This window comes from Kribbella sp. NPDC058693 (assembly GCF_042715335.1).
Classification (GTDB): Bacteria; Actinomycetota; Actinomycetes; order Propionibacteriales; family Kribbellaceae; genus Kribbella; species Kribbella jiaozuonensis.
Genome location: NZ_JBHXSQ010000003.1, coordinates 1,025,057 through 1,050,460 on the forward strand (window position 1 = coordinate 1,025,057; position 25,404 = coordinate 1,050,460).

The 25,404-nt window shown below is 69.0% G+C and carries 27 protein-coding genes; 13 read left to right on the forward strand and 14 right to left on the reverse strand.

The window, feature by feature from the left end; genetic code table 11:
- Nucleotides 1-13 precede the first annotated feature (13 nt).
- The 4 genes from ACFWUU_RS23025 (at nucleotide 14) to bfr (ending at nucleotide 3,399) form a co-directional block, all read left to right on the forward strand.
- Entirely contained in the window at nucleotides 14-1,954 is a 1,941-nt protein-coding gene (locus ACFWUU_RS23025; protein WP_380177999.1) for a heparinase II/III family protein, read from the forward strand.
- A 51-nt stretch (nucleotides 1,955-2,005) separates the two neighbouring features.
- Nucleotides 2,006-2,635 carry a hypothetical protein gene (locus tag ACFWUU_RS23030; RefSeq protein ID WP_380178001.1) on the forward strand — a complete coding sequence of 210 codons (630 nt, stop codon included), beginning with the start codon at nucleotides 2,006-2,008 and terminating at the stop codon, nucleotides 2,633-2,635.
- 88 nt (nucleotides 2,636-2,723) lie between these two features.
- The gene (locus tag ACFWUU_RS23035) at nucleotides 2,724-2,933 is read left to right on the forward strand and encodes a bacterioferritin-associated ferredoxin (protein ID WP_380178003.1); all 210 of its coding nucleotides are present in this window, start codon (nucleotides 2,724-2,726) and stop codon (nucleotides 2,931-2,933) included.
- Nucleotides 2,920-3,399, forward strand: coding sequence for a bacterioferritin (bfr, locus tag ACFWUU_RS23040; protein ID WP_137258460.1), 480 nt, complete (start codon nucleotides 2,920-2,922; stop codon nucleotides 3,397-3,399). Before ACFWUU_RS23035 ends, bfr begins: the two co-directional genes overlap by 14 nt.
- Nucleotides 3,400-3,403: 4 nt before the next feature.
- On the opposite strand, the gene ACFWUU_RS23045 is transcribed toward bfr, so the two are convergent.
- On the reverse strand, nucleotides 3,404-5,704 hold the full coding sequence (locus ACFWUU_RS23045; protein WP_380178005.1) for a CDP-alcohol phosphatidyltransferase family protein: 2,301 nt from the start codon (nucleotides 5,702-5,704) through the stop codon (nucleotides 3,404-3,406).
- A gap of 81 nt (nucleotides 5,705-5,785) precedes the next feature.
- Here ACFWUU_RS23045 and ACFWUU_RS23050 point away from each other — a divergent pair, with 81 nt between their 5' ends.
- Complete coding sequence (locus tag ACFWUU_RS23050) at nucleotides 5,786-6,811, forward strand: glycosyltransferase family 4 protein (RefSeq protein ID WP_380178006.1); 1,026 nt, start codon at nucleotides 5,786-5,788, stop codon at nucleotides 6,809-6,811.
- Nucleotides 6,812-6,885: 74 nt separating this feature from the next.
- Nucleotides 6,886-7,791, forward strand: a complete 906-nt coding sequence (locus tag ACFWUU_RS23055) for a YbhN family protein (protein ID WP_380178008.1) — start codon at nucleotides 6,886-6,888, stop codon at nucleotides 7,789-7,791.
- A gap of 1 nt (nucleotide 7,792) precedes the next feature.
- Here ACFWUU_RS23055 and msrA read toward each other — a convergent pair whose 3' ends face one another.
- Nucleotides 7,793-8,437: a peptide-methionine (S)-S-oxide reductase MsrA gene (gene msrA, locus ACFWUU_RS23060; protein WP_380178010.1), complete on the reverse strand. Its 645-nt coding sequence runs from the start codon at nucleotides 8,435-8,437 to the stop codon at nucleotides 7,793-7,795.
- 88 nt (nucleotides 8,438-8,525) lie between these two features.
- Nucleotides 8,526-9,968, reverse strand: a complete 1,443-nt coding sequence (locus tag ACFWUU_RS23065; protein WP_380178012.1) for a PLP-dependent aminotransferase family protein — start codon at nucleotides 9,966-9,968, stop codon at nucleotides 8,526-8,528.
- 63 nt (nucleotides 9,969-10,031) lie between these two features.
- Between ACFWUU_RS23065 and ACFWUU_RS23070 the strand changes: the two genes are divergently transcribed.
- Nucleotides 10,032-10,688, forward strand: coding sequence for a YitT family protein (locus ACFWUU_RS23070; RefSeq protein ID WP_380178014.1), 657 nt, complete (start codon nucleotides 10,032-10,034; stop codon nucleotides 10,686-10,688).
- Between the two features lie 3 nt (nucleotides 10,689-10,691).
- Nucleotides 10,692-10,988, forward strand: a complete 297-nt coding sequence (locus ACFWUU_RS23075; protein ID WP_380178016.1) for a DUF1905 domain-containing protein — start codon at nucleotides 10,692-10,694, stop codon at nucleotides 10,986-10,988.
- Between the two features lie 60 nt (nucleotides 10,989-11,048).
- Here the strand turns inward: ACFWUU_RS23075 and ACFWUU_RS23080 are convergent, their stop codons facing one another.
- Both ACFWUU_RS23080 and ACFWUU_RS23085 read right to left on the reverse strand, forming a co-directional pair.
- Nucleotides 11,049-12,470: a hypothetical protein gene (locus ACFWUU_RS23080; RefSeq protein WP_380178018.1), complete on the reverse strand. Its 1,422-nt coding sequence runs from the start codon at nucleotides 12,468-12,470 to the stop codon at nucleotides 11,049-11,051.
- 10 nt (nucleotides 12,471-12,480) lie between these two features.
- Nucleotides 12,481-13,062 carry a hypothetical protein gene (locus tag ACFWUU_RS23085; RefSeq protein WP_380178020.1) on the reverse strand — a complete coding sequence of 194 codons (582 nt, stop codon included), beginning with the start codon at nucleotides 13,060-13,062 and terminating at the stop codon, nucleotides 12,481-12,483.
- Between the two features lie 178 nt (nucleotides 13,063-13,240).
- Here ACFWUU_RS23085 and ACFWUU_RS23090 point away from each other — a divergent pair, with 178 nt between their 5' ends.
- The 3 genes from ACFWUU_RS23090 (at nucleotide 13,241) to ACFWUU_RS23100 (ending at nucleotide 17,182) form a co-directional block, all read left to right on the forward strand.
- The gene (locus ACFWUU_RS23090; RefSeq protein WP_380178022.1) at nucleotides 13,241-14,395 is read left to right on the forward strand and encodes a cystathionine gamma-synthase; all 1,155 of its coding nucleotides are present in this window, start codon (nucleotides 13,241-13,243) and stop codon (nucleotides 14,393-14,395) included.
- Nucleotides 14,392-15,762 carry a glutamate mutase L gene (locus tag ACFWUU_RS23095; RefSeq protein ID WP_380178024.1) on the forward strand — a complete coding sequence of 457 codons (1,371 nt, stop codon included), beginning with the start codon at nucleotides 14,392-14,394 and terminating at the stop codon, nucleotides 15,760-15,762. The genes ACFWUU_RS23090 and ACFWUU_RS23095 overlap by 4 nt, the downstream gene beginning before the upstream one ends.
- A gap of 196 nt (nucleotides 15,763-15,958) precedes the next feature.
- A complete protein-coding gene (locus tag ACFWUU_RS23100) occupies nucleotides 15,959-17,182 on the forward strand; it encodes an AI-2E family transporter (protein ID WP_380178026.1) in 1,224 nt (407 codons plus the stop codon).
- Here ACFWUU_RS23100 and ACFWUU_RS23105 read toward each other — a convergent pair.
- From ACFWUU_RS23105 to ACFWUU_RS23145, 9 genes are all read right to left on the reverse strand, one after another.
- Nucleotides 17,179-17,961: a nucleotidyl transferase AbiEii/AbiGii toxin family protein gene (locus ACFWUU_RS23105; protein WP_380178028.1), complete on the reverse strand. Its 783-nt coding sequence runs from the start codon at nucleotides 17,959-17,961 to the stop codon at nucleotides 17,179-17,181. The two genes, ACFWUU_RS23100 and ACFWUU_RS23105, sit on opposite strands and share 4 nt — an antisense overlap.
- Nucleotides 17,958-18,317 (reverse strand): hypothetical protein, encoded by a 360-nt coding sequence (locus ACFWUU_RS23110; protein WP_380178030.1) that lies wholly within the window; start codon nucleotides 18,315-18,317, stop codon nucleotides 17,958-17,960. The genes ACFWUU_RS23105 and ACFWUU_RS23110 overlap by 4 nt, the downstream gene beginning before the upstream one ends.
- A 12-nt stretch (nucleotides 18,318-18,329) precedes the next feature.
- Nucleotides 18,330-18,980, reverse strand: a complete 651-nt coding sequence (locus tag ACFWUU_RS23115; protein ID WP_380178032.1) for a nucleotidyl transferase AbiEii/AbiGii toxin family protein — start codon at nucleotides 18,978-18,980, stop codon at nucleotides 18,330-18,332.
- A 76-nt stretch (nucleotides 18,981-19,056) separates the two neighbouring features.
- A complete protein-coding gene (locus tag ACFWUU_RS23120) occupies nucleotides 19,057-20,214 on the reverse strand; it encodes a hypothetical protein (protein WP_380178034.1) in 1,158 nt (385 codons plus the stop codon).
- 8 nt (nucleotides 20,215-20,222) lie between these two features.
- On the reverse strand, nucleotides 20,223-20,804 hold the full coding sequence (locus tag ACFWUU_RS23125) for a hypothetical protein (RefSeq protein ID WP_137258444.1): 582 nt from the start codon (nucleotides 20,802-20,804) through the stop codon (nucleotides 20,223-20,225).
- 60 nt (nucleotides 20,805-20,864) lie between these two features.
- Nucleotides 20,865-21,158, reverse strand: a complete 294-nt coding sequence (locus tag ACFWUU_RS23130) for a hypothetical protein (protein ID WP_380178037.1) — start codon at nucleotides 21,156-21,158, stop codon at nucleotides 20,865-20,867.
- On the reverse strand, nucleotides 21,155-21,748 hold the full coding sequence (locus tag ACFWUU_RS23135) for a hypothetical protein (protein WP_137258442.1): 594 nt from the start codon (nucleotides 21,746-21,748) through the stop codon (nucleotides 21,155-21,157). Before ACFWUU_RS23135 ends, ACFWUU_RS23130 begins: the two co-directional genes overlap by 4 nt.
- A gap of 186 nt (nucleotides 21,749-21,934) precedes the next feature.
- Nucleotides 21,935-23,554 carry an MDR family MFS transporter gene (locus ACFWUU_RS23140; protein WP_137258441.1) on the reverse strand — a complete coding sequence of 540 codons (1,620 nt, stop codon included), beginning with the start codon at nucleotides 23,552-23,554 and terminating at the stop codon, nucleotides 21,935-21,937.
- Nucleotides 23,551-24,150 carry a MarR family winged helix-turn-helix transcriptional regulator gene (locus ACFWUU_RS23145; protein ID WP_380178039.1) on the reverse strand — a complete coding sequence of 200 codons (600 nt, stop codon included), beginning with the start codon at nucleotides 24,148-24,150 and terminating at the stop codon, nucleotides 23,551-23,553. Before ACFWUU_RS23145 ends, ACFWUU_RS23140 begins: the two co-directional genes overlap by 4 nt.
- Nucleotides 24,151-24,387: 237 nt before the next feature.
- On the opposite strand from ACFWUU_RS23145, the gene ACFWUU_RS23150 reads away from it, so the two are divergent.
- A complete protein-coding gene (locus tag ACFWUU_RS23150) occupies nucleotides 24,388-25,161 on the forward strand; it encodes a type II CAAX prenyl endopeptidase Rce1 family protein (RefSeq protein WP_380178041.1) in 774 nt (257 codons plus the stop codon).
- Nucleotides 25,162-25,208: 47 nt separating this feature from the next.
- Nucleotides 25,209-25,394: a hypothetical protein gene (locus tag ACFWUU_RS23155; protein WP_380179053.1), complete on the forward strand. Its 186-nt coding sequence runs from the start codon at nucleotides 25,209-25,211 to the stop codon at nucleotides 25,392-25,394.
- The last annotated feature ends 10 nt before the right edge of the window (nucleotides 25,395-25,404 follow it).

Consider the following 25,404-nt stretch of genomic DNA (forward strand, 5'->3'; position numbering starts at 1 on the left):
GAGGTGCAACATCATGCGATTCAAGGGGCTGGCCGCAATGGCCGTGGGGATCGCCGTTCTGGCGTTGGCTGCCGGAACGGCAACAGGGGAGACACGTACGCCGGGGATCCAGATCGTTCCCGGACCGGACGGTCCGCTCGAGGCGCAATTCGTGCCTGGGGCAAGTAACGTCGTACCGGCGACTGCCGCGCCGGCCACCGACATCGGGCAGAACAAGATCCAGTCGCTCGCCGCGCCGTTCTACGCGTGCCCGGGGTTCAGCGGGATCGAGCGGACGAATCCGGTGGCGAACCTGTACGCCGACAAGTTCCAGTGGGGACCGTACGCGGCGTACAAGGTCGGTAACGGCGGCGGCAACATCAACTGGGCGTCGAACCCGTACAAGAACGCCAGCTGGTACATGTGGTTCCACTCGCTGCGCTGGCTCGGGCAGGGCATCGTCGCGGCCGGCCAGGGTGACCTGACCGCGCTGACGCGGGTCAACACGATCGCGTACGACTGGTACCGCGACAACCCGTACTCCTGGAAGGGGAACGTCGGTGCGTGGGAGTCCACCATGCACCGGACGAACGTGCTCCTCTGTCTGCGGCAGGCGATCCTGTCCGGGCTGCAGGTGACCACGCTGCCGACCCGGTACGCCTGGCTGGACACGGCGTTGCTGAGTCACGCGCGGTTCCTGACGAACTACTGGAGCGGCGCGTGGAACCACGGGACCGACGAGAGCATCGCGCTGTTCGGCGTGGGCTGCACCCTCGGGCGCGCCGATTACAGAAACCTTGCCCAGCAACGGTTTGCGGCCGGGATCACGACCTCGATCGATTCCCAGGGTGCGACCAACGAACAGTCGACCGGGTACGCGTCGTTCAACTACTCGCTCTGGGGTCGCGCGATCGCCGTGATGCAGAACTGCGGCGTCGATCCCGGTACGACGATCTCCACCCGGCGCGCGTTGCTGGCGAAGTTCTTGACCTTGGCAACGAATTCGCTCGGCAAGCTGCATCAACTCGGCGACACCGAGGTGCAGTCGACGTACCCGTGGGTGGGTACGCCGTTGGAGTACGCCGGCTCGTTCGGCGCCGACGGGGTGGCGCCGCCGTGGCGGGTCGGGATCTACTCGGCCGGGTACGTGTTCGGGCGGACCGGGTGGGGGACCGACGCAGCACGTGGGTTCACGGGCGAGTCGTCGTACAGCATCAGGTTCGGACCGCCGCGGGCGTTCCACGGGCACTTCGACCACACGAGCATCACGTACACGGCGCGCGGGCGGGACATCATCGTCGACGGCGGATATGCGGCGTACAACGCCGGCGCTTATCGCACGTGGGTCGTGAGTCCTGGTGCGCACAGTGACATGACGACGCCGCTCTCGACGTACCTCAATCCGACGACCCGGCTGACCGCGTCATCGGTGAAGACGAACGCCGAGTCCTATGTGTTGAGCGATGCGCCGGGGAGCGGGATCAGTCGCGTCCGCTCGGTCCTGGTGCTGAAGGACCCGGATCTGCTCGTGACGTGGGACCGCGCGTCGGCGAGGACTGCGCAGGCGTTCCAGACGCTATGGCATCTGCCGTCGGACCAGCGGGCGAGCGTGTACTCGCGGACCACCGCGATCGCTGCCGCGCCCGGCGACACGACGAAGACGATCCTGTTCCAGATCCCGTACAAGCAGGCACTTCCGGCCGGCGCGATCCTGCTCAAGCAGGCGCAGACCAACCCGATCCAGGGCTGGGTGTACCCGACCAGCTACGCCCGCAAGTCCGCTCCAACCCTCATGCTGGCCCGCTCCGGCACGACCGCGTCGATCCTGTCCTTCGTCGTCCCGGTCCGCTCCACCGGCACGGTCACCTACAGCGTCCGCCAGTCCGGCACGACCTTCATCGTCAACCTCAACGTCGGCGGGAAGGCCACCAGCATCGCCATCTCCGGCGGCGGGTCCCTCTACCGCGTCCGTTAGCGCCTTGCGAGAAAGGTGGATCGGGCGCGCCCGGGCAGCCAGGATGGTGCGGTGATCGGTGGTTTCGTTGCCGAGGGCGCCTTGATCGGCGCCGCCGGCTGCGCGGTGTGGGAGGTCGCGGTCCTGGTACGCCGCTGGGTCCGCGACCGGCGACGGCTGCGCAAGCTCGCGGCGTACCTGGACAAGACCCGCGAGAAACTGCGCGACGTCGCACTGAACGTTTGGAAGGCCAACGATCCTTCGCTCCGCAGTCTCGCCCACACGATGCTCGACGTCGCCACCGAACTGGAAACAGCCACCACCCGCTGCCAGTCCCACCGTTGGCGCCCCCGTCGAGAACACACCCAACAACTGAGCAACCTCCTGGCCGCGTCCCAGGTACTACGCCGTGCCTCCCATGACCCTCATCTGACCGGCACTGCGGACGCAGCCACCCTCAGCATCCTCGCCGACAGCTTCCGCCGAACCGTAGCCCTGGAAACCGTCGTAGAACCCCGCTTCACCGCCCCCATCGTCCCCAGCCCGTCACTCCCCACCAGCACGCCGGCCCCGCCCGCAAATCTCGACATAGCCCGCGCGATCACCACCGGCCTCGCCACCCCCAACCGAGCCATCCACAAATCCCCACCCGCAAAGCCCTACGTAGGCAAACACCGCGAGAAGAACACCCGACAGCTGTAGAGGGCACCACCCGCCGAGCCCGCTACTTTTGACCGTGTGACGGACATGACCATGACTAGGACTGGTAAGTGAGGGTAGCCTCACCTGTGTGATCGTCTGCCACTGTGAGGTCGTTACCGACCGCGACGTCCGTCGGAGTATCGACAACGGCGCGCGGACGGTCGCGCAGGTGTGCGGTGCGACCGGAGCGGGACGAAACTGTGGCGGTTGTGTCTTCTCGGTGAAGCGGTTGTTGTGCCAGCATGGGAGGCCGGTCTCAGCAGCCTCAATCACGGAGGTGGCAGGTGCAGCCGGTTAGCCCACGCGTCGTCGTACTGCTCAACGAAGCGCTCACGCTCGAGTTGACGGTCATCAACGGGTACTTCCTGGAAGCCAGGATGCTCGACAACTGGGGATTCGGCCGGCTGGGCAAGGCGTTCTACGACCTGTCCATCGACGAGATGAAGGACGCCGACGCGCTGATCAGCCGGATCCTGCTGTTCGACGGCCACCCGAACCTGCAGAAGCTGGGCGCCATCTCCGTCGGCGAGGACGCCCAGGAGATGCTCCGCCTCGGCCTGGACGGCGAGCTCGCCGCCGTCGCCCAGTTCAACGCCGCCGCCAAGGAATGCCACGACGTCGGCGACCACGGCTCCGCCGCCGTCTTCGAGGAAATGGTCCGCGACGAGGAAAAACACGTCGACTGGTTCGAAAGCCAGTTGGACGCCATCGAACGCATCGGCCTCCAGCAATACCTGGCCCAGCAACTCGACCCGGGCAAGTAACGGGCTACCCACCGTAGGTGGTGAGGAAGCGGTCTCGGAAGGTGTCCATCGGCCAGACCGGGGCGGTGGCGGTCGGCCGGAGACCGGTTTGCCAGCCCCAGGTTGCTGCTCGGTTTGTGACGGTTGGGTCGGCGGCGATGATGCTGATGGGTACCTCGTGGCTTGCGCCGTTGCCTGAGACGATGCTGGCCGGTTGGTGGTCGCCGAGGACGACGAGGACCAGGTTGGGGTCGTGGACCTGCTGGACGAACGAGGTCAGGGCGTCTAGCGAGTAGGCGATCGACTGGTCGTATGCGGCCTTGACCTGGTCCGGCTGCCGCCATACGTCTTCTGGCGAGTCGCCCTCGGCCGGCATCGGGTTGAAGACCGAGCCGTCGCCCACCTGGCTCCAGTCGACCATCCGGGGCAGCGGCGCCCAGGGCGTGTGGCTGGAGACCAGGTCGAGCTCGGCCATGACGGGAGCGCGGTTCGGCTTGTCCAGCTCCAGCCGCTGGAACGCGGCCAGCGTGTACTGGTCGGGCATCGAGGCATAGCTGAACGACGGCCCGGCGTACCCGACGTTCCGGCGGTCGTAAACCGTGTCGTAGTGGTAGTACGTCTTCGCCACCGACCAGTCCTTGTCGTTGGACGGTACGTCGGCGACCGTCCGCCAGCCGGCGCGACCGAACGCGTCGGCAAGGGTGACCCGATCCAGCGTGACGAGGTGGTCGTACCGCTGCTGGTTGTTCACCCACAGCCCGGACTGCAGCGTGGCGTGCGCCAGCCAGCTGATGCCGCCGAACGTCGGCGAGGTGAGGAAGCCGCTGCGCGAGGAGAAACCGGCCTGCTGCAGCCGCCGGTCCCCAGCCTCGAGCGCCGACCCGACGACAGGCGAGTCGAGCGCCGTACGTCCGTAGCTCTCGACGAAGACCAGGAGCACGTCCTTCCCTTTCAGGCCGGTCAGCAACTGGGTGCCCGGGGTGGCGCGGAACGGATCCTCCTTGAGCGCCCGTTCGAACTCCCGCTGGTCCCGGACGTCCTCACCGACCTGCGTGGCGAGCCGAGCCGCGGAGGCCGAGGGGACCCGTCGTACCGGCTGCGGCCCGGCGCCGGTCAGCGCGGGCACGAGCGAGATCACCGCGAGTACGGCGACGATCCGCAACGTCGGCCGCCGGTGTCTCGTCACGAGCCGGGTCACCCGCACGCCCGACAGCGGCAGCAGGGCGAGCAGAGCCAGGCACAGGAGTCCGACTCCGATGAAGACTGCGACGGCGCCGACGCGGCCGATCGAGTCGCCGAGCAGGCCGAACGCGGAGCCGACGTACGCCGCGTCGTACACAGGGTGGAACCCGCGGTCGAAGGCGAAGTAGAAGCCCCTGTCGAGCAGCCGCAGAACCAGCAGCACCCCGACGAGAACACCGCCGATCACCGCGAAGATCCGCCCGAGCCTCGACGGCAGTACGCAGACGAGTACGACGAACACCAGGCCCTCGAGCGGGATCCGGAGGAACGCGGCCGGCGACAGGCTGGCGGTGTGGTCAGGCAGGAGAAGCGCAGCCCAGAGCAGCAGCACCGCCAGCGTCGACGCCACGGCCGCGCGAGTACCGGGCGGACTTCCGGCCTTGCGCCACAGCTTCCAGATCTGGCGGCCGAACGACTCGCACAGCAGCGCCAGCGCGATCAGCAACACCACGATGGCCACGGCCTTGGGCAGTACGTCGGTCGCCACGAGCGTCAGGGTGATGCCCTGGATCGCGGCGACCACCTTGGCCCAGTAGCGAGGCGGGAGCGACGCTTGCAGCCACGGCAACGCCCAACTGGCCGCCACGAACAGATAGCGGGCCGCACCGATCGCAAGCACCCACCAGCCCGCCGTACGGCCGACGTACACGCTCAGGACCATGATCAGGAACGCGTCGACCTCCATGTCGAAGCGCGCACCGAACGCCGACACGGTGCCCGTACGCCGAGCGACCTTCCCGTCTACGCCGTCGAGGAACAGCCCGACTGTCGCGAGCGTCACGAGGACCGCCACCGGCGCCTCGCCGCCGAACGAGTCCGCCGTGAGTGCCGCGACCCCGCACGCGAGGACCGCGCGAGTCAGTGTCACCCTGTCCGCGGGGCCGAGCCTGTCACGACGCTGATGCGCCATGGCGCGGGTGAGCAGCGTGGCAAGGCCGGCTCCGCAGACGACACCGGCCACCCAGCCGGCGACATCGAGACCGGTGACCGCTGCGAGTACGCCGAGGAGCACGAGCACACCGGCGAAGCCGACGAGCGGGCCGGTCCGGATGTGGCGGCGCACTCGACCCTGAACCAGACGCACAGTGCCTCCGTAGCTACGGGTACGACAGTCATACGAGAACAGCGTCGCACCGGTTCAGCCGACCAGGAGAAGGAGACTGAGGTGCACTTTCTGGTCCCGGAGGGTATCGATGACCCGCGGCGGCCGAGCGGTGGCAACGTCTACGACCGACGCGTCTCTGACGGGCTCAGGGCACTCGGCTGGTCGGTCCAGGAGCACGCCGTCGCCGGCCAATGGACGCAGCCGGACGCGGCGGCCCGCTCGGCCGTGGGCGCGGCGCTGGCCCGAGTCCCTGAGGGCGGACTGGTGTTGGTCGATGGCCTGATCGCGTCCGTGGTCCCCGAGGTACTGGAGCCGGAGGCCGACCGGGTGCGGCTCGTCGTACTCCTGCACATGCCGCGGGACGAGGCGCGCGAGTTCGCCGCGCTGTCGGCGGCATCCGCGATCGTGGCCACGAGCGACTGGACCCGGCAGTGGGTGCTTGACCACTATGCGCTGCCGAAGGATCGCCTGTACGTCGTTCGACCGGGCGCTGACGTGGCCGACCTGGCAGCCGGTTCGCCGTCCGGCGGGCGGTTGCTCTGCGTCGGGGCGATCACCCGGACCAAGAGGCCCGACGTCCTGCTCGATGCGCTCGCCATGGTGGATGGTCCGGCTTGGCGGTGTGACTTCGTCGGCGCACTGGACCTCGAGGTGGAGTTCGCCGACGGGCTGCGGCGGCAGGCCAAGGAACTAGGGCTGGCCGACCGGGTGTGCTTCAACGGCCCGCTCACGGGCGTTGAACTCGAGCGGGCCTACGCAGCGGCGGATGTATTGGTGCTGGCGTCCCAGGCCGAGACCTACGGCATGGTCGTCACCGAGGCGCTCGCGCGCGGGCTGCCGGTTGTGGCGACGGAGGTCGGCGGCGTGCCGGAGGCCCTTGGCTATACGGGTGACGGCTGTCGACCGGGCCTGCTGGTCGCGCCTGACGACCCACAGGCTCTCGCGCAGGCGCTGCGTCGGTGGCTGGGGGATCCGCTTGAGCGCGACCGGCTGCGGGTGGCGGCCAGGGCCCGGCGCCTGACGCTGTCCGACTGGTCACAGACCTCACGCGAGCTGTCGGACGTGCTGTCGGAAGTCGACGGATGAACCAGCAGTAGGTGCGAGCCGTGCTACAGGTACGAGGCCGTACTGCGAGATCGGAGCCTGCCATCAGCCGAAGCGTGTGGACCTGGGCTCGCCTGGCGGGCGGTGCTGCGATCCTCGCCGTTCTCGTCTGGCGGGTAGGCACGGGCCCGTTGCTGGACGGGCTCCGGCTGACGACCGGTTGGCCGCTCGCGGCCGCGCTCGCAATCACCGCAGTGACCACGTTGTGCTGCGCCTGGCGGTGGCGGCTCATCGCCCGCGGGCTCGACGTCGAGTTGCCGCTGCGGACAGCGGTGGCGGCGTACTACCGATCCCAGTTCCTCAACGCCACGCTGCCCGGCGGGGTGGTCGGCGACGTACACCGCGCCGTACGCCACGGTCGCGAGGTCGGCGACGTAGGCCGCAGCCTGCGAGCCGTCGCATGGGAGCGTACGTCGGGATTTGCCGTGCAGCTCATGCTGACAGCTGCCGTGCTGTCTCTACTTTCGCCCGCCTTTGTTCCTGCGGTCGCCGTTGGGGTCGTGGTCGTCGCCGTACTCCTTTGTTTGAAGGGACGTCGGCTCTCCTCGCGGATCGGACGCGCCTTCACCAGCGACCTCCGCAACGCAGTCCTCGCGCCACGTGCCTGGCCACGCATCCTGCTCGCCTCCACCATCGCCGTACTCGGCCACGCCGCTGTCTTCCTGATCGCAGTACGAGCGACCGGCGCTCACGTGTCGCCGACACGGCTGCTCCCCCTGGCCCTGGTCGTCCTGACCGCCTCGGCCCTCCCGACAAACATCGCCGGCTGGGGCCCCCGCGAAGGCGCCGCCGCCTGGGCCTTCAGCTCCATCGGCCTGACCGCGGCAGCAGGCGTCACCGTCGCCGTCGTCTACGGCATGCTCGCCCTGGTCGCCACCCTCCCCGGAGCCGTCGTCCTGGTGGTCGCGCGCCAGAACGCCAAAATGCCCCTGAACTCAGAGAGTCCAGGGGCATCGCGCTAGCTCAGGCGCCAGCCGGGAACTTCGCACCGGTGTTGCTGTGGCACCGGTAGCCGTTGGGGTTCTTGTGCAGGTACTGCTGGTGGTAGGCCTCGGCGTAGTAGAACGTGGTGGCGGGGGCGATTTCGGTGGTGATGTCGCCGTAGCCGAGGGGCTTGATGACCGGGGCGTACAGGTCGCGGGTGCGCTCGGCCTCCGCGCGCTGGGCGTCGGTGGTGTAGTAGATCGCCGAGCGGTACTGCGAACCGAGGTCGTTGCCCTGGCGCATGCCCTGTGTCGGGTCGTGGGTCTCCCAGAAGACCTTCAGCAGGTCGGTGAAGGTGGTCTTGGTCGGGTCGTAGACGACCCGGACGGCCTCGGTCTGGCCGGTGCGGCCGGTGCAGACCTCTTCGTACGTCGGGTTCGGGGTGTAACCGCCCGCGTAGCCGACGGCCGTGGTGAACACGCCGGGCTGCTGCCAGAAGATCTCCTCGGTACCCCAGAAGCATCCGGTGCCGAACCAGACCTCCTCGAACCCCTCGGGCGCGGCGGCGGTCTGCGGCGTGTGCAGGACGATGTTCTCGTCCGGTACGGCGAAACCAGGGGTGGGACGGCCCGGCAGAGCGGCCTGGGGCTCGACCATGGCGGTGTTGCGGGTGAAGAACGACATTCTCACGCCTCTCGCAGAGTGACTCTCATAGTCTCTCAACGCCGAATGTAAGGCGGACCTTCCCCGCACCCCTTACGGCGCGATGACGTCACGCGATCATCGCGGCGGACCGCCGGGCCCGGGGCATACCGCTGGTGAGCGACGCGTACGACGCCGCAAGCCGACGTACTCCGTCACGGAGCGCATCCGCGGGCAGCGTGTACGGCAACCGGATGAACGACTCCAGCCCGCCGTCCGGCGAGAACCGCGCGCCGGCGACCAGCAGTACGCCGTTCCGCTCGGCCAGCCCGACCAGGCTCGAGCCGACCGGCTCCGGCAGGTCACACCACAACGACAACCCGCCGCCCGGCAGCCGGAACCGCCACGACGGCAGCTCCTCGGACACGGCCTCGGCCAGGGCGTCCCGCTGCCGGGCGATCGTCAGCCGGCGATCCGGCAGCAGCGAGCCGCGCTGCCGCAGCAACTGCGCGACCACCAGCTGCTCCACTACCGGCGCCCCGAGATCGAGCGACGCGCGGGCGTCGAGCACCTGCGCGACCAGCGCCTCCGGCACCCGCATCCAGCCGATCCGCAGACCGCCCCAGAACAGCTTGCTCGCCGACCCGACCGTGATCACACCTTCCGGGTGGTACGACGCGAACGGCGGCGGCATCTCCTGCCCGTCGAGGGACAACCCGTACAGCGTCTCGTCGACGATCACCGTCGTACGGCTCCGCGCGAACGCCGTCGCCAGCTGCTTGCGATCCGCCGCCGGCATCAACCATCCGGTCGGGTTCTGGAAATCCACCACCAGCCACGCGGCCCGCGGCGCGGTCTGCCTGATGGTTGCCTCCAGCAACGGTAGGTCCCAGCCGTCCGGGCTCATCGGGGTGGCGACGATCCGGCAGCCGCTGTGCCGGATCGCGTCGACCGAGTTCGGGTGGGTCGGGCTCTCGGTCAGCACCCGGTCGCCGATCTGGGTCATCGCCCGGATCGCGATCGACGTCGCGGCCAGCGCGCCGGCGGTGATGATGATCTGGTCGGGCGAGGTCGGCAGGCCGCGTTCGGCGTACACGGCTGCGACCTCGGCGCGCAGCTCCGGCAGGCCCTGCGGGTGATAGCCAGGGGTGGCGAGCTGCGCGGGGAGCTCGTCCATGGCCGACGCGACGGCCGCGCTGATGCCTGGGATGGCGGCCGGGGCGGCCGCGGTGAAGTCGTAGTGCCCGTCGGTCTCGAACGTCGGCGCGTGATGCCGGCTGAGCGAGGGCTGGACCCGCCCCGGGAGGGCGGTGACGCTGCCCGAACCGCGGCGGCTGATCACGTACCCACGGTCGCGCAACTCCCGGTACGCCGAAGCGACCGTCGTACGGCTGACGCCGAGGCTGTCGGTCAGCTCGCGCTCGCTCGGCAGCCGCGAACCGGGCGTGATCCGGCCGTCCGCGATCAGCAGCCGGAGCCGCTCGGCCAGCAGCCAGTACGCCGGTCCGGTGCCGTCGGCCCACGCACCGAGCAGGCCGACGAGCGTGCTGGCCGGGAGATATTGCCCCTTCATGCAGTCCACTATGGCGTAATTGGCTATCGAATACCAGGCCACTTACAGCTGACACTGGAGAACGTGACCGCCACCTCGGACGCGCCGCCGCGCCAGCTAGCGCCCATCAACCCGATCCAGCAGCTGAAAGCAGGCCACCTGCCGCGACGCCTCGTCCAGCTGTACGTCGGGCTGACCCTGTACGGCGCGTCGATGGGCCTGATGATCCAGGGCAACCTCGGCCTGGACCCGTGGGACGTGTTCCACTCCGGCATCACGAAGCATTTCCCGTTCAGCTTCGGCACCGTGGTGATCGCGGTCAGCTTCGTCGTACTGCTGGCCTGGATCCCGCTGCGGCAGTGGCCCGGCCTCGGCACGATCAGCAACGCCATCGTGATCGGCCTGGTCACCGACCTGACCCTCGCGACAGTCGACCGCCCGGACGCGCTCTGGCTCCGGATCGTCTTCATGCTGGCCGGCGTCGTCGTCAACGCGCTCGCCGGCGCGCTCTACATCGGCGCGCAGTTCGGCCCCGGCCCGCGCGACGGGCTGATGACGGGCCTGGTACGTCGTACCGGCCTGAGCGTCCGCCTCGTCCGTACGTCGATCGAGCTCACCGTCCTCGCCACCGGCATCCTCCTCGGCGGCTCGATCGGCGTCGGCACCGTCGTCTACGCCCTCGCGATCGGCCCCCTCGTCCACTTCCTCCTACCAATCTTCACCGTCCGCCTGAAATCCTGAGGTGTGAGCACTTACCGGTTCTCGGCACCGCTGTGGCAACACCCGGGCGAAGGCAGCTGGTACTTCGTCGCAGTCCCGGAGCAGATCAGCGATGACATCGCGGATCTGACGGAAGGACGGCGCAAGGGCTTCGGGTCGGTGCGGGTCAGCGTGACGGTTGGTGGGAGCACGTGGCAGACATCGCTGTTCCCGAGCAAGTCCGGTAGCTACGTGCTGCCGGTGAAGAAGCTGGTGCGGGTCGCCGAGAGGCTGGCCGAAGGTGCGCCGGTCGAGGCGCAGTTGGATCTCGTCGACTTCTAGGGCGGAGTACGACGAACGCCGCCGGGGTGAGCGGCGGCGTTCGTGGTGTCGTGCTGGTGGTCAGTTGCCTCGGCCGGTGTCCTTTGAGGACTTGGTTGCGAGCTGACCGGTGCGTTGTGTCTGGTCCTGCCTTCCGGACTGGGCGGTCTCGGCGGCTTGCTGGGGAGACGACGGCCGCGGAGGGGCGACGTCGCCCGCGGCCTGCGCGGCTCTGGAGGCTTCTGCCTTCGCAGCCAGATTTCCGCCGCTCGCCTCCGTCTGCCCCTGAGCTGCACCCTCGACGGGCTGCTCGGCGTGGTTCTCCGGTTCCTCGGCGACCCTGGTCCAGCCCTCGGCCCTGGGCACCTGCTCACCGGTAGCCTCGACCTGCTGGCCGTCCTGGCCGCTCTGGACCACGACCTGCTGACTACCGCCTTCCACCGCGTTCTCAACGACAACCGGCTGGCCCTCAGCGGTCTGCTGGCCGTCGCCACCTTGCTGGCCCTCGGCAACTTCTTCGCCTTCGGTCTGCGGGGTGTCGCCGGGCTGTTGCTGGGCGGTTTCCTCGGTCCGGACGATGGGGTGCTGGCCGACGTTGTGAACGTTCGGGTCGAGCTGCGGCTGCTGGCCCACCTGCTGGCCCACCTGCTGGCCCTGCTGGCTCACCTGGTTCAGCAGTGCGCTCAGGTTGGCGTTCTCCTGCTGGATCTGCGCCATCCGGGTCTCGATCAGCTGCTTGATCTCGCCCTGCAGCCGCTGGAACTCGGCCAAGGCCTGGACCAGCGCCTGCTCGGTCTCTCCGGCCGCCTGCCCGCCGGCCGCAGCCGTCAGCTGCTGCATCACCCGCTGACCCCCCGGCACCTGCTGCGGCACCTGCTGCGGCACCTGCTGGCCCTGGACCGGTTGCTGCCCCTCAACTTGTTGCCCCTGGCCCTGAACCTGCTGCTGACCGGCACCCTGCTGCGGTTCCTGCCGTGGCGCATACAACTCAGGTTTGAAAGCCGACTCCATCTGGCCCTGGACCATGTTGGAGATCTGCGACTTGGTCATGGCCGGGTCGTTCCCCATCGCCAGCCTGACGTTGGGGTCGGCGTTCTTCGCCTCCTTGGCCGCCAGCACCATCGCGGCCTTGACCATCTTGGTGCCGTGCCGCACGTCCTGCCAGCGGGAGATCCGCCGCGCCGCCTGACGGAACGGATTCCTGGTCGGGCTCTGCTGGCGCTGGCTCCACTGCATCCGGTTGGTCGCGCGCTGGCTCATCGACTGCGACGTCGCGGCGTGCTGCTCCGGGCGGATCTGCGCGTTGACGCCCACCTGCGCCAGCCGGGCCAGGTGCGCCGGCGTCATCCGTGAGCTGCCGATGCGCGCCAGCACGTCCTTGTCCCAGTTCTTCACGTCGCGCGCGGCCAGTGCGTACCCGGCCTTCATCGTCTTCGTGCCGCGTGACCGGGCACGCCAGCGGGAGATCCGCCCCTGGCGGGGTTCCGAGGAGGGCTCGCTCATTCCGGGTCTCCTAGTCGATGTAAACGGCGTAGTTGACCCCGACAGACGTCGTCAGCGGGTCCTTGCTGGGCTTGTTGCTGTACAGGTGGATCTGGGCGCCCGGGCGCAGCCAGACGGCGAGATGCCGTCGGCCGGTGCCGGCGCCCGGCTCCCACTCGTCGACGAACGTGACGCTGGTCTCATCACCGATGTAGTCGGGCTGTCCCCAGTGCTTGGTCGCGAGGGTGAGGTGGTCCGGCCAGTGCGCGTCCAGACCGGCCTCGGCCGCGGCGATGTCATCAGGACCGATGTCGTACGCCGACCAGCCGCTGTCCGGGCAGTCCGGGAACGCGAGCCCGTCGAACACGATCATCGTCGTCCCGCGCCGGGTGGTGAATCCCCAGGAGACCATCTCGTCGCCGATGACCTCGCCGGCCTCCAGCGGCCACGGCTGCCAGGTCGTCCGGCCCATCACCCGGTTCACCAGGGCGCGCACCACCTCCGGACCGGCATCGTCGCCGTCCGGACCGGCGATCACGGCCCAGTCCAGGATCTCGGCGAGGTCCGCCATCGCCAGGTCGTCCTGGTCGAGCGGCCTGTCCTGCGTCTTCATCCGGCCCCGTCGTCCTTCCTCTCGGTCCCCGGCGGCAACCACTGACCGCAACCGTAGGCGGCGCAGTGGGTCATTCGCCACCTGGTACGACGCGCCTGTGGACAACCTGGATCCCGGCAATCGGCCCGGCTGTGGACGGCGTGCACGGGTCGATCAGACCAGGCCGTACGCTGGTCCGGTGAACACGGAACACCACTACGGCTTCGAGACGCTCGCCATCCACGCCGGGAACGAGCCTGATCCGACCACCGGCTCGGTGGTCCCGCCGATCTATGCCACCAGCACCTACAAGCAGGACGGCGTCGGCGGGCTGCGCAACGGCTACGAGTACTCCCGCTCCGCGAACCCGACCCGGACGGCGCTCGAGGAGTGCCTGGCCGCGATCGAGGCGGGCAGCCGCGGGTTCGCGTTCGCCAGCGGGCTGGCGGCCGAGGACACGCTGATCCGCTCGCTGTGCGTGCCGGGTGACCACGTGGTCTTCCCCGACGACGCGTACGGCGGCACGTTCCGGCTGTTCTCCAAGGTGCTCGGCAACTGGGGCGTCGAGATGACGCCGGCCGCGGTCACCCACCCGGAGGCGATCCGGGCCGCGATCCAGCCCGGGAAGACCAAGGTCGTCTGGCTCGAGACCCCAACGAACCCGTTGCTGAACGTCGCGGACATCGCGATCGTCGCCCAGATCGCGCACGACGCCGGCGCCCTCCTCGTGGTCGACAACACGTTCGCCTCGCCGTACCTGCAGCAGCCGCTGGAGCTCGGCGCCGACGTGGTCGTCCACTCGACCACGAAGTACATGGGCGGGCACTCGGACGTGGTCGGCGGCGCGCTCGTAGTCCGCGACGCGGAGCTGGCCGAGAAGATCGCCTTCCACCAGAACGCGATCGGCGCGGTCGCCGGCCCGTTCGACTCGTGGCTGGTGCTTCGTGGCATCAAGACACTCGGCGTCCGGATGGACCGGCACAGCGACAACGCCGAGAAGGTCGTCGAGTTCCTGCAGCGGCACAAGTCCGTCAGCCAGGTGCTGTACCCGGGCATCGACGGCCACCCGGGCCACGAGACCGCCGCCAAGCAGATGAAGCGGTACGGCGGGATCGTGAGCTTCCGCGTCACCGGTGGCGAGAAGCATGCGCTGGACATCTGCAACAAGGCCGAGGTCTTCACGCTCGGCGAGTCCCTGGGCGGCGTCGAGTCGCTGATCGAGCACCCGGGCAAGATGACCCACGCCTCGGTCGCCGGTACGCCGCTCGAGGTCCCGGCCGACCTGATCCGGCTGAGCGTCGGCATCGAGACGGTCGACGACCTGCTCCTCGACCTCGACCGCTCGATGGCATGAGCCTGGTAGTGGCCGTCGACTTCGGGTCGACGTTCACGAAAGCGGTTGCCGTGGACATCGGCTCGGGCGAGTTGGTGGCCCGGGCCGAGCACCGTACGACGATCGACACCGACGTGATGGACGGCTGGAATGCCTGCCGGGTCGCGCTCGAGGATGTCGATCGTGGGGTGAAGAAGGCCGAGGTGCTGGCCTGTTCGAGTGCGGGCGGCGGCCTGCGGATCGGTGTCGTGGGCAACGAAGAGCTCGTCACCGCGGAGGCGGGGAAGCGGGTCGCGTTGTCCAGCGGCGGCCGGGTGGTTGCCGTCGTCAACGGTGGGCTGACCGCAACCGGTCAGAAGGAGCTGCGCAAGGATAGGCCGGATGTAGTACTGCTGCTCGGCGGGACGGACGGTGGCAACTCGGCGGTGCTGCTGAAGGCGGCCGAGACGCTGGCGAAGTACAAATGGCGGAAACCGGTCGTTGTCGCGGGCAACATCGAGGCGCAGGCCGAGATCGCCGCCACGCTGACGGCCGCCGCCGTACCGCACGTGCTCGCGGACAACGTCGTGCCGGAGATCGGCGTGTTCGCTCCGGACAGCGCGCGGGCCGCGATCCGGGAGATGTTCCTCGCCCATGTGATCGGCGGGAAGAACCTGTCCCGCGATCCGTCGTTCGCGAGCATGATCCGGGCCGCGACGCCGGACGTCGTACTGCGTGGTGTCGAGGTGCTCGCCCGCCTCCATGGCGACGTGGCGGTCGTGGACATCGGCGGCGCGACCACCGACGTGCATTCGGTGATCGAGCTCGACCCCGAGGACGCGAACCTCGGACGCGAGGTGGTCGCCACCCATCCGGTCACCCGTACGGTCGAGGGTGATCTCGGCATGCGCTGGAGCGCCGTACCGGTGGTCGCGGCGGCCATCGAGGCCGGCCTGATCGCGGATGCGGACGCAGTACGAGCTGCTGCCGAACGCCGGCATGACGATCCTTCATTTCTGCCGCAAGACCAGCAGGAAGCGTCGTACGACGAGACGCTGGCGAGCGTCGCCGCGACGGTCGCGCTCAGGCGGCATGCGGGGCGGCAGCGGATCGTGTTCGGGCCTGGCGGACGGGTGATCGAGCGCTCCGGAAAGGACCTGCGCGAGGTGGATCTGCTGGTCGGCTCCGGGGGAGTGCTGCGACACAATCCGCCGGAGGTCGCGGCGCGGATCCTGGGCTCGATCGGGACGAACGCGCAGGAGGAGGGCTGGCTCGTCCCGCAGCGGGCGGAGGTGTGCGTGGACGCGGATTACGTGCTCGCGGCCGTCGGCCTGCTCGCGCACGACGAGCCGAAGGCGGCGGAGGGGCTGGCCGCCCACATTCATGGAACCGGTGCGCGCGGGCACTAAGGGCATGTGTCCCGACCCCGCGCCTACTGCGGGGCACTCGGCACGGCACCTCGCCGCACGGGTGCAAAGGCCACGATGCTCCGCATCGAGACCTTCGCCCCCGCGCGCCGATGCACCGCACCGAGCACCTCCTCGCTACGGCGCGGGATCGGGACACATGCCCTAGTCTCAGCAACAACCGAGCTGCGGAGGTGTGATGAGCGAGGCGGGGCGGGACGACGCGGAGGTCTCCGAGGATCAGAGTCCGGTGGCGGACAACGAGGTCGTTGAGGAGTCCAGCGAGTCGGAAGGGCAGAAGCTTGCCGATGACGTAGCGCCGGTCGACGACGCCGGGGTGACGCGCGGGATGTACATCGCCAGCACCTGGGCCTGGCGGTTCCTCGCGGTCGTGGCGGCGGTCCTCGTGATCGGGTACGGCATCCGGTACCTGTCCGAGGTCTTCGTACCGATCACTGTCGGCGTACTGCTGACCGCGCTGCTCGTGCCCATCACGAACGGCCTGCAGAAGCTCCGCCTCCCGCGCGGCGCCGCGGCCGGGATCACCGTGATCGCCACGGTCGTGCTGGTAGCCGGCCTCCTGACGCTGGTCGGCACGCAGATCGCCGGTCAGTTCGACAGCTTGTCGACCCAGGTCGGCGAAGGTGTGCAGAAGCTGCGCGAGCTGGGCCGGATCAACTTCGGCCTCACCGACCAGGACGTCACCAACGCGATCAAGACCCTGCGCGAACAGATCACCTCCGGCGGCGCGATCGGCCAGCAGGCAGCAGCAGTCGGTACGACGGCCACGCATGTCGTCGCGGGGCTGTTCATCTCGCTGTTCTGCTTGTTCTTCTTCCTGTACCAGGGCGAACAGATCTGGGCCTGGCTCGTCCGGCTGTTCCCGCGCCGGGCCCGCGACAAGGCGGACTCCTCGGGTCGGCGGGCCTGGGTCTCGCTGACCGCATTCGTCCGCGCGACGATCGTCGTTGCGGCCGTGGACGCGATCGGCATCTCACTCGGCGCCGCGATCCTCGGGCTGCCGCTGGTGAGCGCGATCGGGATCCTGGTGTTCGTCGGCGCGTTCGTCCCGGTCGTCGGCGCACTGGTCAGCGGCGTGGTCGCCGTACTCGTAGCATTGGTTGCCAAGGGCCCCATCGTCGCGATCGTCATGCTCGCGGTCGTGATCGGCGTACAGCAGCTGGAGGCCCATGTCCTCCAGCCGTTCCTCCTCGGCCGCGCGGTCAGCGTCCACCCGCTGGCCGTCATTCTCTCGATCGCCACCGGCGTCGTGGTCGCCGGCATCGTCGGCGCGCTGATAGCGGTCCCCACCGCCGCCGTCCTCAACGCCATCGTCAACCACCTGGCCGGCAACGACCCACCCCCGGACCCCCCACGCCGCCCGCTCCCCAGACGGCGCCATCCCCTTCCGACCGAGGACTAGCTGCCCCGCTCGCCCTTGCTGCGTTCCTGGCTCAGGGACGGCCGGTGCCCCGCCGAGCTGCTCGAGCCGGCGGCCTGACTCTGCCCGGGCATCGCCTGGCCGCTGTTCAGCAGACCGACCGACTTGTCGATGTCCGGGTTGGCCTCTCGGGTCCGGATCTGGTTCGCCCAGGCGCCCATCCGCTCCTTCAGCCCGGCCGTTTGCTCAGCATCCAGACCGTACTTGGCGTACTCCGCGTCAGGGATCCGCTGGGCGTCGTCGAGAAGCTGCGCGAACATCGGCCGGTCCATCGGGGACGCCTCGCGGGCGTCGGCCAGCTGGAGCAGGTGGTCGGTCGAGTAGCCGGCCTCCATCGCGGCGTTGACGTCCACGAAGTCCTTGGCCTCGCCGCGGGTGTAGATCGAGGCGGCCTTGGACCCGACGGCGTCTTCCACCGAGATCACCGGGCCGACGTCGGTCTCGACGGCGGGCTTGCTGCGGTAGTCCTGACCGAGGTCGATATGGGTCTTCTCGTCACCTCTCGCGACCTCGATGCGCGCGTGCGCCGGGTACTGGCGGGTGACCTCCGCGGTGTATCCCTGTTCCTCGAACGCCGTCTTCAGGCCCTCGACCGACTCACCGACGTTCTGGTTCAGGTCGTTCGTGAACAGGTCGATGTCGTCGGACTCGCGGCTGCCGATGCCGTGCTTGGACAGGGCGTTGCCCCCGGCTAACGCGAACCCCTTGTCCCGGAGTGAGGACAACGCGATCCGCGTTGCGCGTTCATGTTCCGGCTTCATCCCCGGGTTCCGTTGGCCGGGCCGGCCGAGGTGAGCTGCGGGAAGGCCTGGTTCCACAACTCGGCGCACCGGCGTGGGAGCCGGAGCCGCTGCCAGACGGCGAACAGCACGTCGCGGTTGAGGAACTCGCTCAGGTCGTCCTGGGTCGAGGCTTCGCTGATCACCTTGCTGTACAGCGCGATCGCGTCGTCGACACTGGCCAGGTCGTACGTCCGGTGCGGGCCCCAGTCGAGGCGGCTCGGCAGGTCCACGACACCGCTCGTCGGCCCCTGGAGACGGTCCAGCGACTCGGGAACGATGTAGGGGATCATCGAGGCGTACGTATCGCCGGGCTGGGCCTCGTTCTTGTCGCTCATCTGACCATCGTCTCAGAGAGCAGGCCCACCGGACGGCGGGTCGAGTTCCAGGGCCCACCCGGTCGCCGTACGCCGGATGCGCGCGATCTGCTCGGGAGTAGCGCCGTACCGGGTGAATCCGCTGTCCGGGAGCCGTGCGCCGGCCCGGAGTTGGGCGGCGAACATCTGACGGTCGAGCGGGAGGGCTTCCCGTTGATCGGCGAGCGCTAGCAAAGTGGCCGGGTCGTGGCGTCCGCTGTCCAGCACGGACTGGACGTCGATGAAGTCGCGCGGTTCGAGCCGGGAGTACACCGCGCCGACCTTGCTGCCGATCGAGTCCTCCTCCGACAGGACCGCACCAACCTCGGTCAGCACCGGTGGGCGCTGCCGGTGATCCACCCCGAGGTCGACCTTCGCGGCCGAATCGACGACAAGCCGGGCGAACACGGGTGCGCGCCTCGCGATTTCGGCGGTGAGGCCGTTCGCCTCGTACGCGCTGACGAGCTGCTCGACGGCGCGGGTGAAGTTGTCCGGATCGAGGATGTTGGTGAAGAGATCGATGTCGTCGGATTCGCGCGTGCCGTAGCCGTGGGCCTGGAGGGCGTAGCCGCCGGCGAGGACGAAGCCGTAGGGGGCCAGGGCTTCCAGACCGATGGTGGCCAGCTTGGTTTGCAGCGGGTTCACGACGGCCAGTCTGCCTGGTCCGGAGTACGAAAGACGCCGCCGAGCCAGGCTCGGCGGCGTCTTCGGATGACCGGGGTCAGCGGTTGAGGCCGCCCTTGTCGTTGTTCTTGGTGAGGTTGGCCGGTTGGCCGGTCTGCTCGCCCTGCTGGGCGGTCTGCTGCTGGGGCTGGCCGACGGCCTGGCTGGCCGGGGCTACGCCGCCTGCGAGGCGGGCCGCGTTCTGGGCGTCGATCTGGGCCTGCGACGCCTGGGCGAGGTTTTGGATCGCGTCGTTGGTCTCGACCGAGATCTGACCGGGAAGGCTCTCGCTCCACTGCTGGATCATCGCCAGCTGCGTCTTGTTGTCCATCGCCTGGGTCATGTCCGCGCCCATCGGCGGGTTGTGCCGGCCGGCGTTGTACGTCGCCAGCGAGCTCTCGGCCTTGAGCATGGTGTTGTTGAACTTGGCCTCGAACCAACGGCCCACCTTGCCGGGGGTCGCGGCAACCGCGTCCCGGGCAGTCCGGGCGCCGCCGACGACCGCGTCCCGGGTGTCCCGAGCGGTGCCGACCGCAGCTGTCCGGAGGTCCCGGGCGCCCTGGGCGATCTGCTGGCCGGTCTCGTTCAGCCGGTCGGCGCCGGCCTGCCACGCCTGGTCGAGGCGGACCTGACCGCGCTGAGCAGCGTCGACGATGCCGTCCCGGGCACCCCGGTAGGTGTCCGCGACCTGCCGGCCCGCGGCGTTCACTTGGTCCACCCCGCGGTTGTACGCACCGGCGACCTGCTGGCCGAGCTCCTCGGCACCGGCCCGTACGTCGCGGCCTGCCTGCACGACCGTGTCACGGGCGTCGCGGCCGGCCTGCGCCACGGTGTCCCGGGTGCTCTCGTACGCACGCGTCGCGCCGCCGACCGCGGCGTCGCGGTACTCCCGGGCCTGGGTGGCCAGGGTCTGGGCGGCGTCACTCAGCCGGTGCTGGGTGTTGTCGTACGCCAGGTGAACCCGGGCGACGGCGCCGCGCACAGCAGCGTTGACCCGGTCCCGCAGCGGGTCGGTGTTCGCCGCGCGCATCAGGTTCGCCTGCTGACGCGCGTCCAGGCCGGCGAACTCGACCGAGGCGGTGCGCTGCTCCGGCGTCATACCGACGAAGGCGCGGAGGTTCGCCTGCTCGTTCTCGTTCAGGTTCGCGAGCCACTCGCCTGATTGCATCCAGCTGCCCTGCTGCCACGCGGGGCTTTCCTGAGTAGGGGTCGTCATTACGTCTCCTAGTTGATGTAGACCGCGTAGCTGACGCCGACCGCGGGGGTCAGCGGGGAACTGGTCGGCTTGGTGCTGAACAGCCGCAGGTGCGCGCCCGGCAGCAGCCAGGTGGCCAGGTGGCGCTTGTCGGATCCGGCGCCCGGACCCCAGTCGTCGAGGAAGCCCGGCTGGCTGTCGTCACCGACGTACGTCGGCTCGCCGAAGTACTTGCGGGCCAGCTCGAGGTGCTCCGGCCAGTGCGCGTCGAGACCGGCCTCGGCCTCGGCGATGTCGGCCGGCTCGATGTCGTACGCGCACCAGCCGCTGTTCTTGGCATCCGCGAACGCCATCCCCGGGAACACGATGATCGTGCTGTTGCGCTTGGTGGTGAAACCCCATGACGCGACCGCGCGGTCGATCTGCTCACCCTGGGCGAGCGGCCAGGGCTGCCAGTCGGTGGCCGAGGTGACCCGCTGAACGATCGCCCGGACGACCTTCGGCCCGCTGTCGTTGTTGTTCGGTCCGGCGATCGCCGACCAGTCGGTGATCTCGGCGAAGTCGGCGAAGGCCCGGTCGTCCTCGTCGAGTGGCCTGTCCTGCGTTTTCATTCCGGGCTTGTTCCTTCCGGGGTGTCGGGGAATTGCGTTGAAAACAAGGCGGATCCGGTGTTAGCGGGCCGGACCGTTCCGGTCGTTGCCGCGGGCTGCCGGGCCGCCGGTCTGGGGGCGGGCGCCGGTGCTGCCCGCTGCGCGGGTAGGTCCGGGTGGTAGCAGGCCGGCGCGGAGGTTCGCGTCGAGCGAGCCGGCGGCCGGGCCTGCGGTGGCGGCGTTGCGAGCGTGGGCGAGGGCAGTGAGCGAGGTCTCGGACACGCTGCTGTGGTCTCCGGTGGTCGCCGGGGTGCCGACGTTGGAGAACTCGCGGTCGCGTTGAGCTTCTCGGGCGATGGCTGTTGGTGTCCTCATGTCCCCTCCTCGTTGAGGTAGACCGTGTAGTTGATTCCGACCGATACCGACAACGGGCGCGGTGTCGGCTTGTTGCTGTACAGGTGGATCTCGGCGCCCGGCGGCGTCCAGACCGCGAGGTGGCGGCGATCGGCGCCGGCCCCGGGGGACCAGTCGTCGACGAATCCGGTCTTGCTGTCTATTCCGACGTACGCCGGCTGTCCCCAGTGCCGGCAGGCGAGGTCGAATTTCGCCGGCCAGTGTTCGTCGAGTCCGGCGACCGCCGCGTCGATGTCGTTGCGCTCGATCGCGAACGCGACCCAGCCGCTGAACGGGCTGTGCGGCAGCACCTGGTCGTCGTACACCGCGAGCTCGGTCTTGCGCCGGGTCAGGAATCCCCAGCCGTCCAGCTGGTCGTCGATCACGGTCCTGCGGTTGATCGGCCACGGCTTCCAGTTGGTCGCCGACTTGACCCGGCGGATCAGGCGGCGCACCGGATCGGGGCCGGTGGCACCTGACTGCGGTCCGCCGAGGCGTCGCCAGTCGCGGACCTCGGCAAGGTCCGCCATCGCGCGGTCGTCGTCGTCCAACGGCCGGTCAAGTGTCTTCATCCGTGCGGCTGTTCCTATCGTCGCGGTACATCACACTCTGCTGTCGAAGCTACGACCCCGGCGGGGTCAGACGGCCCGTTCATCTCACGGAGCGCAAAAGAACAGCCGCCCTGGGAAGCTTCCCAGGGCGGCTGTCGGGTAGGTCAACCGGAGTTTGGTCTCAGTGCGGTAAACCTCGGTGCCGGGTCAGTGCATCGCGGCGGCGGCAGAAGCCTCCAGCGACTCCTCGCCCTCGCCCTCACCTTCGGCCTTGGGGCCGTCGTTGCGGCCGGCCAGCCGCTGCTCCGGGGTGATGATCGCCAGGATCAGCGCGATCGCCAGGAACGGCAGCGAGACCAGGAAGACGTCGTCCATCGCGTCGACCAGACCGTGCAGTGCGAAGCCCTTGAACGGCTCCTTCAGCGAGTGCAGCGCCTGGACGCTGTTGGCCGCCTTGGCCAGTCCGTCGACCATCGACTGCGTGGCGTTCGGGATGATGTCGCCCAGGTGGTCCTTCAGCCGGCTGGTCAGTACGGCGCCGTAGACCGCCGTACCGATCGCGCCGCCCATCGAGCGGAAGAACGTCATCGTCGAGGTCGCGCTACCCATGTGCTGCCGGGGAACGCTGTTCTGCGCGGCGGTGACGGTGATCTGCATCGACAGACCCAGGCCGGCGCCCATGATGAACATGTAGATCGCCAGCTGCCAGTACGGCGTGGTCAGGGCCAGCGTGGACAGCAGCACCATCGCGCCGCCGACCAGCACCGCGGAGATGATCGGGAAGTGCTTGTACCGCCCGCTCTTGCTCATCATCTGACCGCTCGGGATCGACGCGGAGAAGATACCGACGATCATCGGCAGCAACGCCAGGCCGGAGCGGGTCGGCGACAGGTCCTTGACGGCCTGCAGGTACAGCGGAAGGAAGATCAGCGCACCGAACATCGCGAAGCCCAGCAGGAACGCGTATCCGGCGTACCCGGAGAAGATCCGGCCCTTGAACAGGTCCATCGGGATGATCGGCTCGGCCACCCGCAGCTCGATCAGGACGAAGGCGACAGCCAGTACGACGGCGCCGATCAGCAGCGCGAGCGTGGTCGCGTTGCCCCAGCCGTTGCTCGGACCGCTCCAGGAGACGGCCAGCAGCAGCGAGGTGACGGCGGCGGCGACCGTGGAGGCGCCGAGGTAGTCGATCTTGTGCGAGCGCTTCACGTGCGGCAGCCGGAGTACGGCGGCAACGATGCCCAGGGCAACGAGACCGATCGGGACGTTGATCCAGAAGATCCAGCGCCAGCCGGGACCGTCGGTGAGCAGACCGCCGAGCAGCGGGCCGGCCACCGAGGACAGGCCGAAGACGGCACCGAAGTACCCCATATACTTGCCGCGCTCGCGCGGCGGGATCACGTCGCCGATGGTGGCGAACGCGAGGGACATCAGACCGCCGGCGCCCAGACCCTGGACGGCGCGGAAGCCGATCAGCTGCTCGATGTTCTGCGACAGCGCGGAAAGCACCGAGCCGCCGAGGAAGGTGACGATCGCCGCGATGAACAGCGGGCGGCGGCCGTAGAGGTCGGAGATCTTTCCCCACAGCGGGGTCGAGGCGGTCGAGGTCAGCAGGTATGCCGTGACCACCCAGGACAACTTGTCGAGGCTGTTGAACTCGCTGACGATACGCGGCAGCGCCGTACCCACGATGCTCTGGTCGAGCGCGGCCAGGAACATCCCGGCCATCAGGCCGCCGAGAATCACCAGGATCTGCTTGTGGGACAGGTAGCTAGGACCGCTATCAGGCGCAGCGCCGCCGGCGGTGGCAGGCTCTGTGGTGCTCATTTGGTGCTCTCCAGGTTCTTGTCGGTGTTCTCACGGGCTGCGGGGTCGCCGCTGGCCGCGGAGTTCTGGTCTGTACTGCGCTCTGCCCGGGCGGAGGGTCTCGGGGCCACGGCGGCCCACCCCTTCTCGGCCCAGGCGGCGCTGGAAGGTGCTTCGGTCCGGGCGGCGACGCCGTCGGCGAAGCGGGTCATCAGCCGCTCGAAGGTCTGTACGTCCTCTTCGGACCAGCCCTCCATCGCGGCACTCAGCAGCTCCATCCGGTGACGGGCGCTGGCTTCCCACTGCTCGATGCCGGCCTCGGTCAGCTCGACCCGGAAGGCGCGGCCGTCGTCGGGGTCGGGGGAGCGGCGGACCAGGCCCAGCTGCTCCAGGGACCGGACGTGCCGGCTGGTGGTCGAGGCGTCGAGCTCGAGTCGCCCGGCGAGGTCGGACAGGCGCAGTGCGCCGTTGCACCGCAACGCGAACATCACGACGTGCGCGCTGTGGTCGATCGTGTCGCCGGGCTGCTTGGCCTTCAGCCGGCGTCCGATCCGGGTGAACGCGTGCATGACGCCCTCGATGGGGGTCTGCGGAGAGTACGCGTCGTTTACTTGCATGCTGCAAGCATATACATGCTTGCGTGATACACGCAAATGAGTTTCCAAGATCTTCAACTGAGCCGCCACTCATTTGCTCTCGGTCGTCGGATGGTCACTGTCCGCAGCCGAATCGCGCTGCGTACATCTTTTCGACGGTGTAAGGGGGTGTTTTGTGACGCGAGGTAGTGCTGGATCCCCTTCAGAGGTCGGTCCAGCACCCTGGTCGGGCGCTGCGGCCGTCGGAAGGCTGGGGCGGTGATCAAGCGATCGTTGGTGGTATTCGGGGTTGTCTGTCTGGTTCTGACCTGGGTGCCGTGGGCGATCCTCGGGCTGACCGGCACGGATGTGAACGAGGGCGTGGGGTCGCTTGTGTTCGCACTGGCTGCGTCCGGGCCGTCGTTGGCTGCGCTGGTGATGTGGCTGTGGCGGCGGGAGCGGCGGAGGGTGGTCCGCTGGTCCTGGAGGTGGCCGGTGGCGGCGGTCGGGTTCGGTGCGCTGGCTCCGTTCGCTGCTTGCGTGTTGTCCGGCCGGTTGCCTGAGCTGGCTGGTCGTGCGTCGTCCGTCGTCGCGGGGGCCGGAGGGGTGCTCGGCGCGGCGGCGTACACGTTCTTGGCGGGGCCGGTGTCGGAGGAGTTCGGGTGGCGGGGGTACGTGCAGCCGCGGCTACGGGAGTACTTCGGTCCGCTCGGGACGACTGCGGTGCTCGGGGCGGTGTGGGGGTTGTGGCATGTGCCGCTGTACTTCCTGCCTGGCACGGGGCAGCACGATGACGGGTTGTTCACGTCGGCGGGGGTGACGTTCTTCCTGGAGCTGTTCCCGCTGACGTTCTTGATGTTGTTCGTCAGCGAGAAGCTGCTGGGTGGGGTGCCGGGGGCGATCCTCGTGCACGCAGCGTGGAACCTGACCGAGGAACTGGTGCCACCGCTCGGGCACGCGGTCTGGCTGGAGTTGCTGGTCATGATCGTGATGGCTGCTGCGTTGCTGCCATCCTGGACGGCAGTCAGACCAGGGAGAAGGGTGGCGCGATGACGCAGGTTGCGGTGGTGACCGGTGGTGGGTCCGGGCTGGGGCGGGAGATGGCGCTGGCACTTGCGGCAGCCGGATTCGACGTGTGGGTGACAGGTCGGACTGAGGAGAAGCTTCAGGAGACCGCCGCCCCCCCCCCCAAGGGCGCCGCGGGCGGGGGGACGGGGGGTGGTGGGGTGGGGGGGGGTGGGGGGCCGGTGTGTGGGGTATGTGGTTGGGTGGGGGGTGTGGTTTAGGGGGGTTGTG

Excerpts from the sequence above, each read along its gene's own strand:
- ACFWUU_RS23080 (WP_380178018.1), bottom strand. The coding sequence starts at position 12,470 with ATGAGCGAGCCCTCCTCGGAACCCCGCCAGGGGCGGATCTCCCGCTGG.
- ACFWUU_RS23120 (WP_380178034.1), bottom strand. The coding sequence starts at position 20,214 with ATGACGACCCCTACTCAGGAAAGCCCCGCGTGGCAGCAGGGCAGCTGG.
- ACFWUU_RS23085 (WP_380178020.1), bottom strand. The coding sequence starts at position 13,062 with ATGAAGACGCAGGACAGGCCGCTCGACCAGGACGACCTGGCGATGGCG.
- ACFWUU_RS23110 (WP_380178030.1), bottom strand. The coding sequence starts at position 18,317 with ATGAGCGACAAGAACGAGGCCCAGCCCGGCGATACGTACGCCTCGATG.
- ACFWUU_RS23100 (WP_380178026.1), top strand. The coding sequence starts at position 15,959 with ATGAGCGAGGCGGGGCGGGACGACGCGGAGGTCTCCGAGGATCAGAGT.
- ACFWUU_RS23140 (WP_137258441.1), bottom strand. The coding sequence starts at position 23,554 with ATGAGCACCACAGAGCCTGCCACCGCCGGCGGCGCTGCGCCTGATAGC.
- ACFWUU_RS23155 (WP_380179053.1), top strand. The coding sequence starts at position 25,209 with ATGGCGCTGGCACTTGCGGCAGCCGGATTCGACGTGTGGGTGACAGGT.
- ACFWUU_RS23025 (WP_380177999.1), top strand. The coding sequence starts at position 14 with ATGCGATTCAAGGGGCTGGCCGCAATGGCCGTGGGGATCGCCGTTCTG.
- ACFWUU_RS23105 (WP_380178028.1), bottom strand. The coding sequence starts at position 17,961 with ATGAAGCCGGAACATGAACGCGCAACGCGGATCGCGTTGTCCTCACTC.
- ACFWUU_RS23125 (WP_137258444.1), bottom strand. The coding sequence starts at position 20,804 with ATGAAAACGCAGGACAGGCCACTCGACGAGGACGACCGGGCCTTCGCC.
- ACFWUU_RS23095 (WP_380178024.1), top strand. The coding sequence starts at position 14,392 with ATGAGCCTGGTAGTGGCCGTCGACTTCGGGTCGACGTTCACGAAAGCG.
- msrA (WP_380178010.1), bottom strand. The coding sequence starts at position 8,437 with ATGTCGTTCTTCACCCGCAACACCGCCATGGTCGAGCCCCAGGCCGCT.
- ACFWUU_RS23065 (WP_380178012.1), bottom strand. The coding sequence starts at position 9,968 with ATGAAGGGGCAATATCTCCCGGCCAGCACGCTCGTCGGCCTGCTCGGT.
- ACFWUU_RS23130 (WP_380178037.1), bottom strand. The coding sequence starts at position 21,158 with ATGAGGACACCAACAGCCATCGCCCGAGAAGCTCAACGCGACCGCGAG.
- ACFWUU_RS23145 (WP_380178039.1), bottom strand. The coding sequence starts at position 24,150 with ATGCAAGTAAACGACGCGTACTCTCCGCAGACCCCCATCGAGGGCGTC.
- ACFWUU_RS23135 (WP_137258442.1), bottom strand. The coding sequence starts at position 21,748 with ATGAAGACACTTGACCGGCCGTTGGACGACGACGACCGCGCGATGGCG.